Genomic DNA, 12,528 nt, shown 5'->3' with positions numbered 1-12,528 from the left:
TCCTATTTCTGTTGAATATTAAGCTTGATACGGTTGGCCTTTAGCAAAACCTGGTTTGATGGTTGGCGCAGCTTAATTACAGCTGGGCGTAATGCTGCACTCCTCAGCCAAACGGCTGAACAAATGAAACAGCCTTGTAGTAATGCGCTAACCGCAGCACTACGGCCTATTAAAAATTATGATTAAAACCGGTATAAGAGACCTAGTTTGAGGTGTAAATTATCGACATCCTGTTGATCCCAGTCCCAGGGTCCATTCCCCTTTTGCTGAAACAATCCATAATGGTAATTGAATGAATGAATATAGGTGAGTTGAGAATTAACCACCAGCTTATTGAAATTCCAGTTTAACTTCCCGTTGATACCCAGATCTACCCAGTGCCGCCTTGCGTCTGTGGAGCCGGTCTGATAAAATAAGTCGCTGTTCTGGTCGACCCGCTCTACACCGACACCTATTTTTTTGAGCCCTTTGACCCAGCTGACATCAAAGGACTGCATATTGCTTCCCGGGCCAATGCCCGCCCCCAACACCTGGCCAACATGGGTGTATCCATCGCGGACCTGCGCATGTGTGTACCAGGATTCCCCACTGTTAAACTTGTTCCCTGAAGGAGGCTTCGCAAGCTGGGTGACCTCTGTTTCGAACAGTATATATTCCGCTGGCCTGCTTAAAGGCAGGAGCTTACGGAAGCCAAAAATATAGGCACGGGTATGATCTGGCTTGGTGGCCAGGTTACGCGCATTGAAAGGCCTGTCGTTTTTACCCCATTGAAAATAGACTTCAGCCTTAGCAGCGGGCAGGATATAACGCGCAAACCAGGAGATATACTGGTCCCGTTGCTGCTCCCCCTGCCCATTGATATAACCCTCCTTGTCTGGATAATTTGGTTTTTCAGAGAAGGTCAGTACCGGCATAAAATCACTGAATCCCTTTCCCAGTGCATGGTTATAGATGATAAAAGCATGATCAAAACCAACAAATAAATTCGGGACCCATTTAGGCTGGTAACTCAGGGCAATGCCATTGATATAACGCCAGTCATTAACCTTTGGAACAGTCGCCGACAAAACATTCTCCACGCCTGACCTGACTAGTTTTCCAGCAATCAACTGGGCTTCCAGGTGACCGATGTAAATATCTACGGGCCGCGTTGTATTTAAGGTAAGGTGCTTAAAACCTGCCGCATTGTTGGTCATGAGCAGGGCATTCTTGACTCCAGGCCCCCACCATAAATTTTCATTGGAAATCCCGATAGAGATGGGGTCAAAATTCAGCCTGATACTGCTTTGTCCAAGACTTTTATCTGCATATTTATGTACCCCATATCGCTCCGGATTGTCTATCCTGTTGAGCACATAAATCATTTCGGCTTCTTTGAACCCCTTGGTCAGGTTGCTTTCCTGTAAGATGGTGAAGAATTCATTTTTAGCATAAACATATTCGGGCCTGAATTGAACACGAAGCGGACCAATTTCTGCGTAAAATCCCCCGGACAATTGTGTTTGATAACCCTTTGCCTGGATCATGGAGCCATCGTTCATCCCATAAGGGTGATGGGTATTCATTTGCTGCTGCCAGGCGACAGGCAAGGCATAAACATTCACCTTTCCTTTGAAACCGGTGTACACCTGTCTTCGGTAATCAGTCAGGGATATGGCGCCATTTTCAGTTTCTTCCACCTTAGACAACTGGTCAAATTCCGTAATATACAAGGGCCTGATCATATAGGACCGGTTAGACCGGTCATTCCCTAAAAGTTGTTGTCTGCGGTAAGTATCTTCTACACCATTTAACAAACCAACAGGTAAAGTTTGGGCACTAAGGTCTTGCCCGACGCATATAAACATGCCGATTAACAAGGTCCAATATTTCATTGTTTAAGTGTTTGCTAGACGTTAAAAATCTTTATAGATGTTCCTGAACGAAGACCGCAAGCCGATATTAAAAATTTGTTGTTTATCTGTATACTGGGCGTTATTTTCATTCCGATGCGTATAGCCAATTTCAATACGCAGGTTGTTTTTTGGGTTTAAGATGTACGCTAAGGTAGCCTGGGCATAGAACAAATTGGTTTTTAAGCCATGTCCGATAAAAACACCTTCATCACCCGGACGTGTAAAATAAGATTTATAGATGTCTTTGCCATAGCTTACACTGTCTACATCTAATCCATAGGTGGCCTTGGTTAACTGCAACCGCGCATCAAAATTCTTAAATCTATAACTGAAAATGCTCAAATACTCCTTGAAGTTAGCACCATAAGGATGCGCCAGTGGTTGACCAAAATGACCATAGTTCGTCATATGTGTCCTTGAAGAGTAGGAATATGGTCGTACGATGTTCGCTTCCAGCTGCGCATTTAAATTATTGACCTTAAAAATATCGAATCCTTTGATACCCAACTGTACGCCTTGCTTGTTCGCCCAATAGCCCGTACGTGAAAACATCTTCTTTGCAGTGAACTCATTGATCATCAACTGACCGTATCCAACATAACGGTCTGCTATTTTATAACTTGCATTTAAGCCATAGAGTACCTTATCCGGAGATCCATTCGCATGTTCCGCAGACCTTAAAATCATCAAGGGCACAAAATAACTAAATTCAAAACCTCTTGGCTCCCAAATCACATTCTGAAATAATCCTAAACTCAAACGTTTGTTCACATTATAACTCAGGTAATGAAAAACACCGTACTTTTTAGGATAAGGAATGGTGCGCTCATCATAAGGCGTATCCTGAAAATCTATAAACTGGGCGAACATCGCCATGTAACGCACCTTACCCAAGGTGCCGGTTGCTTTAATGAAAGGATAATTATAACTGTTATCGGATAATAAAAGTGAACGGTAACCATCACCAATAAAGTTTTTATCGTAGCCTAATTGAAAATTTATATATTTTGATGGTGTGTAAGATAATGTAGCACCGGAATAATGATAGTCAAACTTGTTGTTTTCGTAAGCTTTGGCATAACCCTGGCCTGGTACCACCCTGCTTGTATAGATGTAGTTAGCCATGTAATCTGAAAACTTGCCTTGGTTTTCGAAAAAATGACTGGTAAAAGCGAATTTCTTTCCAATTCTACCCGCAAATTCTACGCCCCTGGTATTGAGCCACAAACTGTTTCCATTTTGTTTACCCACTTGCAGATCGGGTAAGAAATCGAGGTAAAAGGAATACTCGTCGGTATTCACTTCCACCAAGTGCTCGGTAAATAACTTCCTGTAAAGCCAGTTTTTACTTTGCCATGCTTTACGTTCCGGATAGAGCGAACGCAGCAAGCTATCCTGACTTACACTATCGGTGCTCAGGTCGTTGGTATAGTATCGTTGTAATGCCGTGTGAGTTCTACCGGCGGTATCAAAGTAAATTTTTCTGCCCAGTTTTAACTGGAGATCTTGTCCTAATGGTAACAACTCTGACTGCGCATTTGCGGCAAAAATGGTGGTTGTAAATATTAAACTTAGCGCTATTCTTAATGTTATACTAACTGCAAAGCAGCTTGGTCGTTTGGTCATGTGTATACTTAATTTTCTACTATTTTCTCAAGAACTGTATCACCAAATTTCCTTTTGTGACCAGCCTCCTGCTCTTTATTTTTATATTGTACTGAACCGGGTAAATTTACCTTGGTAAATAAGGCTTTTTTATAACGTTCAATATAGAGAGACATTGCGCTATTTACTACAATGATAACGAAAATCAGCAAGCCCAGCAATGCTGTATTGCCAATTGGTTGCACACAAAGTGCCAAAGCAATGAACAAAACATTGATCACAGAAAGCACCAGGGTAGTTTGTACATGACTTAAACCCACAAAAAGCAAGCGGTGATGGACATGGTTACGATCTGCTGTGAAAGGTGAAGTGTTACGTAAAATGCGAAGCGTGAAAACCCGGATGGTATCGAAAATGGGTATAATCAAAATCGCCAGCACAAGCCCTGCCGCAGAGCTGATCTTTAAAGTCCCAATGAAAATGTCCTGCGTATTACTGATATTCATGAATTTAAGACTGAGGACGGCTGCAATAAAACCGGTTAACAAGGAGCCCAGGTCACCCATGAAGATCTTTGCGGGACTCAGGTTATAGAACAAAAATCCGACAAGGCCACCCGCCAGTGAAATGGATAAATAAGCCCAACCCAATTCACCTGCCTTAAAGAACAGACAAGCGTACATTAAACTAAATATCACCCCCAGGGATGCTGCCAGCCCATCAACACCATCAATCAGGTTGAACGCATTGACGATCCCGACAATAAAAAGGGCAGTCAGGATAATGCTCACCATATAGGGCAGTTCATGGTAGCCGAAAATGCCGTTTAAATCTGCTATGCGAAGATCCGCCATGACCGCAATGATAAATGCACTGGCAAATTGGGCGATGAATTTCTTAAGCGGACTTAAACCCACAATGTCATCCTTTAACCCGGTCATAAACAAAATAAGCCCCGCCGCCATTAATAGGTTAGCTTCTGGCAAAATCTGTGTAGGGATAAATAAAGCGGACGACAATAAAAAGCCTGAAAATATGGCGATTCCACCAAAATTAGGTACAATGCGACTGTGTACTTTACGGCTTTCTGTAGGATCATCAAATAATCTTTTTTCAAAAGACACTTTTATGATCGGGGGAATAGCAAAGGCTACAATTAAAAGGCTGCAAAAAAAGATGATGATAAATACCATATAGTAATTTTTACATATCAATGCACAAGCAAGAATAACGCCAAGGCCTATTCTTTATATTTTAAAAACCCATAAAAAGCCCAATTTGTTAAATAGTACACACTTTTTAACAAACCTAAATTCTCGACTTTATAAAGCACCATAAACTGCGGAATAATCACCTTGCTTTTATTAGCTGTTGCAGAAGTATTCAACATCCTGTAATTAGCAAGAATTTCTCTATTCCCATAAGCAACTTTTACCTTTTTAAGGATGTCGAGCCAGTAAACGTAATCATCCCTATTGCTTTTCAAGTCTTCGCGCAGGTATATTTTCCCAAAGGTTTTGGTATCATAAAGGCCTGTCAGACAAGAAATGGAACAAGTTTTAAGCATGGAGTAGTAGTCTTCCTTTTCAGAGGCTAGAAATGGCCTCAAACATTCCTTCCCCGCTGCATCGATCCTGGTATGTGATGCATAGACCAGTTCAGCATTCTTTTCCTTCATTAACTTCAGCTGCTTTTCCAGGAATTCCGGATTCCAGGTATCATCAGCATCTAATAAGGCAATATATTGTCCTTTGGCACACCTGATGCCTTTATTTCTTGCCCCCGCAGAGCCCGTATTGACCTGGCTGTGGACGGTTATCCGGGAATCTTGCGCTGCATAACGGGTCACCAGGGCATGACCGTTGTCTTTTGATCCATCATCTATGATGATCATTTCCCATGACGTATACGTCTGCCCTATAACAGAATTTATAGTTTGCTCAACAAATCTTTCACCGTTGTACATGGGGGTGATGACCGAAACTAAACCTGCAATCATTTTTATATCAATTTAACTGTAAAATCGCGGTGTGTCCATCCCTTCTTTGAGTTTCACCCAGGCGTTTAAGATCCGTACATAATGATACCCTTCAGTCGGTTGTGCTACTGTGTCCCATTTAGTGTCAAAAAACACTTTGTTAGCTTTTAGATATTTTGTATTAATGATATCAACCTGTTCCCCATATGAATAGGTAACAGGTATGGTAAGAATTGCTTTGATACTTCTGAAGTGAAAGAAGCTCAAATCAACTTGTTTTAAAACAAGCCTGCTTTCATAGTCTTCGTCCTCATTCCCGATCGCAGGAAACCGTTCGTCAAACCAACCCACCAGGTTGACGATCTCCCTGGAGATCATAAAATGGCTCCAGCTTTGATTGAGTAGCGCAATCCTTTCGGATAAAATACCTGATTGCTCAAGGTCCTTTCTAAACAAGGGAGAGATTTCCAGGTCATCGTTTAAAATGAGGAAGCGTTCATTGCTGCTATTTACAATGATGAGGTTCCAGAGCTTGCTTAAACCTTGTGCTTCAACGAAAGTTATAACCTTGACATTCGGGAATTGTTTTAAAAAAGACCGGATGTGCTCCAGGTAAAGCAATTGGGAATCCCTGTTATAATGCCCGTTAACCGTAACCACAATTTCTGTTTCAGGAAATATTTTAAGCAACTGCAGCAGGAAAGGTTTGAACAGTGTTTCATAGCGGTCCAGGTAAGTGGTGATCCCTATCGTATATTGATGATTTCGAATTTCAGACGCTTTTTTTAATGGCAAAAGGCGCCAGCCAAACCTGGCTAGCTGCCAGTATAAGGGATAGAGATAAGTTTTAACCGTCTGTAATTTTCTTTTGATTGCCCTGATCATGATCTGCTCCTTACTAAAAATTTGATAATCTCTTTTGTCATGATGAATCGCCCGTTGAGCATTTGTATGAGGTTTCGCTTGCTCTTGCCCACCCTTTTAGAGGTAAAAACAGCCTCATGCCTTCTGTACTTGATCAGGGGCTCCCTAAAGAAAAATACGGAGAACCTAAGTTCCGCGACCAGCCCGATCCATAAGTCGTGTCCAATTTCCTTGGTATCCGGGAAAGGCAAGGCTGCTTCCAGCACATTCCTGTTAAATGCCATACATGACCCGTAATAAGAACTTTTAAACATATTTTTGAGCAGCCCCCTTCCGGAACTGAAATAGTCGAAAAAAGAAGGATGGAGCACTTTCAGCTCCTGGTCTACAATCAGCGAATCACTGATCACCAGGTCGTATTTCTCCAATTTTTGCAGCATCAGCGTGTATTTGCCTTCCATCCAAACGTCATCCTGATCAGATAAAAAGATATACTTTCCACTTGATTTTCGAAGGGCATGCTGGAAGTTTTTTATAGGGTCCCTGAAAATATAATCCTGAAAAAGTTTAATGCGCGAATCGCTGAATGTTTTGATGATCTCCACCGTTTGATCAGTCGAACCATCATCTGAAATGATCAGCTCATCATCAGGGCCAAGCTGGGCCAGGATAGATTCAATTTGTGCGCCGATATACTTTTCACCGTTAAAAGTGGCCATGCAAACGGAATGATAATTATGCTCAGTTTCTTCCAGTTGTAATAACTGATCCTTTCGACTAGCTGACTGGGGCGTAGGTTCCGGTGCGGCTGTAGCCTGCAGGTAATGGGTTAAATAATAATGGAAGTATAAACCCAGGAAAGATAAACTCCGGAGTTTGATGGTCAGTCCGAGTGTATGACGGGTTACCGCGTAGAAAAAACCGATTTCGTCAGCAAGCGATGGCTTATCGCTATTGATTGCATCAAGCAGGTACATCCTGAACCTGTGCTGCTGCTTTTGAACGGACTTTTCAGCATTGGAGTAGTTCTGCAACCCCGTGGCTGTGGTCAGGAAGAAATAAGGTGAAACCTTCCTGACTTTTTCCAGGAACTGAAAATCACAGAAGTCAATTTTTAGTTTCTCATTATAACCGCCAACTTTTAAAAATAGGTTAAGGCTCACCAAAAGGCCACTGTTTACGGGACTATACACGGAGAGGCGATGCTTTCCGGATGCTATTTTTCTTGGCGGATAACCTCTTTTATGCCGCAGCAGGCATGGCGAAAAGATTTTCCCACGCTCCAGTTGAAGTAAAGGAGCGAATATTTCTAACTGTGGATTTTCATTAACTGTATGCGCATAGACTTCCAAAAAATCTACGCTAAATATCGTATCCTGATCCAGCAGCAATAACCATGTTTTTTTTAACAACCGGGCTCTTACTGCCGCAGTATTATATGCTTTACTTAAACCACCGTTATCCGGATCATGGGCATAATAAACGTTAAAGGATTTCCAGGGAAACTCCGGTTCTACGGCTTGTGGTTCAGGACTATTGTCATATACAAAAATATCCATCCTGAGCCCTGAACGTTCCAGGTTGAGTTGCAGACTTTGTAGGGTTAAGGACTGACCGATGTTTTGCTGATATAAAACAACAACAGGTAATAACTGGCAATAAAAAACTTCATGGTACTTCATATTGCTTAAACAAAGAGACAATTGCCTGTTCGAATTGCGTATCGAGCTGCAGGCCCTGGAGTGTATGGTAGGCATGATTTGCCATATCAATCCGATGATCGGGATGAAGCAACAAGTATTCCATTGCCCTATAGAGTGTACCCTCGTGTTGTGGATCTGTGTAAAGACAATCGCTATGCTCAACAAGGATTTCCGCCAGGCCCGAATGACTTGTTAAGATCAATGCTTTCTTCTGTTCGATGGCTTCAAGTGCTGCAAGGCCCCATGACTCAAACCAGGATGGCAAAACAAACACATCTAGTTGATTAAAAAAGGGAAGGACCTCAGTTGAATGCGGCAAAAGTGTCACGTTGTTTTGTAACCCTAAAACGTTAATTTGTGATACAAGCTCGCTTTCCAGTTCTCCTGCGCCCATCAACACCATACGGGTTTTAAATTGTGGATAGTGCGTCCTTAGCTTAGCGAAGGCCTCTAGCAGGCTCAGTAAATTTTTAGAAGGCGTCCAACTCCCTAAAAACCCAAAAGTAACTGTCTCTTTTTCAAGAATGTTTGAGCTGTTTTTTGCGGCCGAGCCTAAATCAAATTGTACCGCTGAAGAAGGTAGTACTGATGCAGCTGGTTCTGCGATTTTTCCGGCTGGTGTATAGACAACGATACTATTCCTGATCTGAAAACCGAATTCCTTTTCCCAAAGGGATTTTTGCGTCCTGGATATAAAAATTACAGTGGTGTTTTTTCTATTGATCAAAAAACGAAAGAAGGGGAATAATCCCGGTTGGATCCATTTATACTTACCTGGTGTAGGCTGTTCATGAAAGTGCCATAAATGCGGCAAATTTAAGAACAGCGAAAGCATGGGACCCATGATATTTACAGAAGTATTGGTATAAACCACATTTCCCTTTTTTTTTCTAAAATACAGGCCCAATTTTAATAAGGCAACGGTATTATAAATCACGCATAGCACACTACGAAATAAGCTGCCACCGATGAGTTTGTAACGCGCGACTTTTATGGGTTTGATGTCCATCAATTTACACTGGGCGCTAAAGCCATCATCGGAAGATTTTGGCAAGACGACCAGTGGCTCAGCAATTCCTTTGTTTTTTAATAACCTGATGACGCGAAGCATCACAGATTCTGCCCCGAAGTATAAATCCCTGTGTCCTATAAATATCACTTTTAACATCGCTCAACCTGATTAATCGCGTTTTCTTGATTCAAGATATTCCCTGTCACTTTTTTTCAACCGTTCCATGCCGTCGCTTTTGGTATCAAATATTTTATGGTAGAGGTAATTCTGATAAGGGTTAAAAGCAATTGCACTTGGTTGTTCAAGGAAGACTGCCCTTCCATACAAAAAAGAGAAGGCAATGATACCTGCATAAGTGACCAGCCTGAAGCCGGCATCTTTATATATGGTAATTAAATAAGGCAGCAGCACAACATTGGATAACAAGAAGTAAAACCGGTAGCGGTTGCTGATTTCTATTAACTCGTAAAACACAAAAAACACGACGACGTTAATCATAAATAGGTTGAAAAAGATCGTGTAGTATTTAAAATACCTCAGTTCATGGCGGTGCCTGTAATACAGGATAAAAAGAAGGAGATTAATGAATACCCCTACACTTAAAACCCGGTTCACCCCATAGGTATTGGAACTGATGTACATCCGGATAATTCCTCCGGTGTGGCCGCCGATTTTATCTGCTACTATACTCAACAGACCAGCCATCCATTGGATTTGCAGGAAAAAGACGGCTGCGGAAAAAATAAAGATGGCGGTATAGACTTTATAATTTAATTCTTTATGAATCACAAAATACAAAGGCAGCAACAGAAGTGCTGACCGGTGAAAAAGAACAGCAAGGAGCATGATGCAAAAAAATGGCCAGAACCGTCTTTGATAGATGAAATACAAAGAGACAAAAAACAACTGCACGGCTACAGCCTGTCGGATGGCAATCATATCTAAGGGAAAATAAACCGCACTGAAATAAATCAGGGCCCCTAGCACAGGATAAACGCAATACATGCGTAAGGCTTTAAAAAACAGGCATGAATTAATAAGGGCGATGATTAAAAATACAATTTGCATATTACCGCCAAGCGTTTTGATCAACGCATTCAGCAGTTTATACCCAGGCTCCATATAATTCATCCTGTAAACAGGCGCTTTTTGGGTCAAAATCACTTCAAAAGGCTCTACATCTTTAAAAAACTGGGTATAGGCAGGCCAGTCCCCGCCCATTTCAAATTTTAAGCCCGCAATTAACCACAACATAAAAAAGCTGACGATCAGCAATATTCTCTTATACAGGCTATCGATCGAGGTGATCTCCAGGAAACTAAAAAAACCAAGAATGATAAAAATCACAAGGTAAAACATGGCTTATATTTTTAATTTGGCTCTAAAACTGATGATCTGTTCGATCAGCACTTTTTTAAACTTGGAGATCAAACCGTAATGCTGTTTGATTTGTAAGGTTTCCAGTAAGGCTGTGGTCTGGAAGGAAATTCCGCCGGTATAATAATTGGCGAGAATTTTTTCAATGAACATAAAGCTAACCTTAAGTTCTTTCATTCTCAGCATGAAATCATAATCTGAAGAAGATTTATAAGCGAGGTTAAATGCGCCGTGTTGTTGAAAAATTTCTCTTTTCACAAAGCAGGTTGGATGCTCGATCATACCTTTAGCGAGAAAAGAGCTGTGGTTTCCAATAATGGATTTAAATGCTCCCGTTGCTTCAAACACCCTTAAAACACCATGAAATATAGCTGCTTCAGGATGTTCACGGTATGAATTGACAACGGTCTCCAGGGCGTCTTTTTCGTAAAAGTCTCCGCTGTTGATGATACCGATCAGTTCACCTGTAGCCAGGCTAATACCTTTATTCATGGCATCATAGATACCCTCGTCGGGTTCGGAAATAAAAATGCTGATGTGAGCCTGATACCGGCTGAGGATGTCCAATGTCCCATCGGAAGAGCCCCCATCAATCACAATATATTCAATGGCCGTATAAGTTTGGGACACTATGCTGCTCAGGGTCTTTTCTATCCCCTGTTTATTATTGTAAACAACTGTAATGATAGACACCAATGGACTTTCCATGTTTCCTGACGTTATTTCCTGACGATTTATTTATTCCAGATTCCGGTTGCCTGTTTATTGATCAGCTTTTGGTATTGTATAGTTTCCACCACGGCACAAAACGCACATAAAATGGTAGTTGCCAAAATAACCCCGCTTGTCCCCATGAGCTTCCCTAAAAAGATGCTGAAAGGTATATTTACCAAGCCTGATACGCTGATTAAATATAACTGAAGCATGATTTTCCCCGTGCCGTTGAAATAGAAGCTATATACGGACCGGTACGTATTGATCACCGTGAATACAAACAGTAGGAAGGATAATGAAAAGGGAATGTGAATTTCCGGACCTACCCAGAACGAATACACAAAGTTTGCCAATAGCAGCATCAGCAAACCGGCAAAAAACAGCGCCATACAAAACTTCATTAAATGATGGACGGTTCTCCTTATCCAGGGGATGTCGCCTTTAGCATGAGCTTCCGTAACGGCGGTCCAAAAAGGCGCCATGACAATCCCACAAATCATCGTTAAGATAGAGAAGTATTTAAAGGCAATGTTGAAGCTGGTCACAGCTTCAGGAGATATCACATGAATGATAACAAGATTTGCTGTATTGTATAAAAACAGGAGGCCGATCTGAATGATAAAAAATTTGATCCCCAGCCCTAGCAAATCTTTGATATAAGGCAGCTTAACAAACTTTAAAGCAGGTGCAAATTCTCGATAAGAACCGCTAAAAAGCTGGATGTTAAATAGGAGTAGGATAAATAATGGAATGATCGTAGAAGCCAGGGCAAGGTTTAATAAGGAACCTGCCGTCGTTTTGTTTAAAATAAAGATGACAATCAGGGAAAGCAAATTGCCCAAAAAACCAATGAGTGAGGTGATCACCATATTTTGCCTGGCAGCCGTTACCACGTTGATCAGCTGCAGCACAAACTGAACAGCAAACAGCGAGAAAACAACCAGGACTATCGTACTCAATTCCTGAGCAAGGTTTAAAGGCGCATTTAGCAGCCTGGTCCAGTCAAGGAAAAAGTTAAGTAGCAAAAACAACAACAAAAGCACCATACTGATCAAGGTGATGATGAAATAGGTAGTGCTCACGTAGATGCGGGCTAAGGGAAGATCCCCTGCTGCGATGGCTTCTGCCAGTTTATTTTTTAGCCCGTTTCCAAGACCGATATCAAAAAAAGCAAACCAGGCCAGGAAAGAACTGATGGTCAGCCATATTCCGAACTGGGACGGGCTGATGTAATCAAGGATCAGCGGGATTAAAAGAAGTGATATTACAACTGAACCGCCTTTGAATAAAAAAACCCCGGCAATATTTTTCTTGGCCAATAAAGTACGTTCATGGCCCTTGGTGAAAAAATCAGTTGCATACGACTGTATCTTCAAAACG

The 12,528-nt window shown here is 41.6% G+C and carries 10 protein-coding genes; all 10 read right to left on the bottom strand.

Annotation, left to right across the window (positions count from 1 at the left end; translation table 11 throughout):
* Window positions 1–182: 182 nt before the first annotated feature.
* Genes WG905_RS03505 through WG905_RS03460 form a run of 10 tightly spaced genes read right to left on the bottom strand, consistent with a single transcriptional unit; the run spans window position 183 to window position 12,524 of the window.
* Entirely contained in the window at window positions 183–1,874 is a 1,692-nt protein-coding gene (locus WG905_RS03505) for a capsule assembly Wzi family protein (protein WP_339590316.1), read from the bottom strand.
* A 21-nt stretch (window positions 1,875–1,895) separates the two neighbouring features.
* Window positions 1,896–3,521 (bottom strand): hypothetical protein, encoded by a 1,626-nt coding sequence (locus WG905_RS03500; protein ID WP_339590315.1) that lies wholly within the window; start codon window positions 3,519–3,521, stop codon window positions 1,896–1,898.
* Window positions 3,522–3,529: 8 nt separating this feature from the next.
* Window positions 3,530–4,693, bottom strand: coding sequence for an MraY family glycosyltransferase (locus WG905_RS03495; protein WP_339590314.1), 1,164 nt, complete (start codon window positions 4,691–4,693; stop codon window positions 3,530–3,532).
* A gap of 47 nt (window positions 4,694–4,740) precedes the next feature.
* Window positions 4,741–5,499 carry a glycosyltransferase family 2 protein gene (locus tag WG905_RS03490; RefSeq protein WP_339590313.1) on the bottom strand — a complete coding sequence of 253 codons (759 nt, stop codon included), beginning with the start codon at window positions 5,497–5,499 and terminating at the stop codon, window positions 4,741–4,743.
* 12 nt (window positions 5,500–5,511) lie between these two features.
* A complete protein-coding gene (locus WG905_RS03485; protein ID WP_339590312.1) occupies window positions 5,512–6,363 on the bottom strand; it encodes a glycosyltransferase family 2 protein in 852 nt (283 codons plus the stop codon).
* The gene (locus tag WG905_RS03480) at window positions 6,360–8,024 is read right to left on the bottom strand and encodes a glycosyltransferase (RefSeq protein WP_339590311.1); all 1,665 of its coding nucleotides are present in this window, start codon (window positions 8,022–8,024) and stop codon (window positions 6,360–6,362) included. The genes WG905_RS03485 and WG905_RS03480 overlap by 4 nt, the downstream gene beginning before the upstream one ends.
* Window positions 8,011–9,213, bottom strand: coding sequence for a glycosyltransferase family 4 protein (locus WG905_RS03475; RefSeq protein WP_339590310.1), 1,203 nt, complete (start codon window positions 9,211–9,213; stop codon window positions 8,011–8,013). The genes WG905_RS03480 and WG905_RS03475 overlap by 14 nt, the downstream gene beginning before the upstream one ends.
* 12 nt (window positions 9,214–9,225) lie before the next feature.
* On the bottom strand, window positions 9,226–10,416 hold the full coding sequence (locus WG905_RS03470) for an EpsG family protein (RefSeq protein WP_339590309.1): 1,191 nt from the start codon (window positions 10,414–10,416) through the stop codon (window positions 9,226–9,228).
* A gap of 3 nt (window positions 10,417–10,419) precedes the next feature.
* Complete coding sequence (locus WG905_RS03465) at window positions 10,420–11,142, bottom strand: glycosyltransferase family 2 protein (RefSeq protein WP_339590308.1); 723 nt, start codon at window positions 11,140–11,142, stop codon at window positions 10,420–10,422.
* Between the two features lie 26 nt (window positions 11,143–11,168).
* Complete coding sequence (locus WG905_RS03460; protein ID WP_339590307.1) at window positions 11,169–12,524, bottom strand: MATE family efflux transporter; 1,356 nt, start codon at window positions 12,522–12,524, stop codon at window positions 11,169–11,171.
* Window positions 12,525–12,528 lie beyond the last annotated feature (4 nt).

Origin of the sequence: Pedobacter immunditicola (assembly GCF_037482985.1) — a bacterium.
Classification (GTDB): Bacteria; Bacteroidota; Bacteroidia; order Sphingobacteriales; family Sphingobacteriaceae; genus Pedobacter; species Pedobacter immunditicola.
The sequence above is the reverse complement of the archived record's forward strand: the minus strand, read 5'-3'. Positions and strand labels throughout refer to the sequence as shown.

What these genes read in the sequence shown, in the direction of transcription:
- WG905_RS03475 (WP_339590310.1), bottom strand. Translation starts at nt 9,213, where the DNA reads ATGTTAAAAGTGATATTTATAGGACACAGGGATTTATACTTCGGGGCA.
- WG905_RS03485 (WP_339590312.1), bottom strand. Translation starts at nt 6,363, where the DNA reads ATGATCAGGGCAATCAAAAGAAAATTACAGACGGTTAAAACTTATCTC.
- WG905_RS03505 (WP_339590316.1), bottom strand. Translation starts at nt 1,874, where the DNA reads ATGAAATATTGGACCTTGTTAATCGGCATGTTTATATGCGTCGGGCAA.
- WG905_RS03470 (WP_339590309.1), bottom strand. Translation starts at nt 10,416, where the DNA reads ATGTTTTACCTTGTGATTTTTATCATTCTTGGTTTTTTTAGTTTCCTG.
- WG905_RS03465 (WP_339590308.1), bottom strand. Translation starts at nt 11,142, where the DNA reads ATGGAAAGTCCATTGGTGTCTATCATTACAGTTGTTTACAATAATAAA.
- WG905_RS03500 (WP_339590315.1), bottom strand. Translation starts at nt 3,521, where the DNA reads ATGACCAAACGACCAAGCTGCTTTGCAGTTAGTATAACATTAAGAATA.
- WG905_RS03480 (WP_339590311.1), bottom strand. Translation starts at nt 8,024, where the DNA reads ATGAAGTACCATGAAGTTTTTTATTGCCAGTTATTACCTGTTGTTGTT.
- WG905_RS03490 (WP_339590313.1), bottom strand. Translation starts at nt 5,499, where the DNA reads ATGATTGCAGGTTTAGTTTCGGTCATCACCCCCATGTACAACGGTGAA.
- WG905_RS03495 (WP_339590314.1), bottom strand. Translation starts at nt 4,693, where the DNA reads ATGGTATTTATCATCATCTTTTTTTGCAGCCTTTTAATTGTAGCCTTT.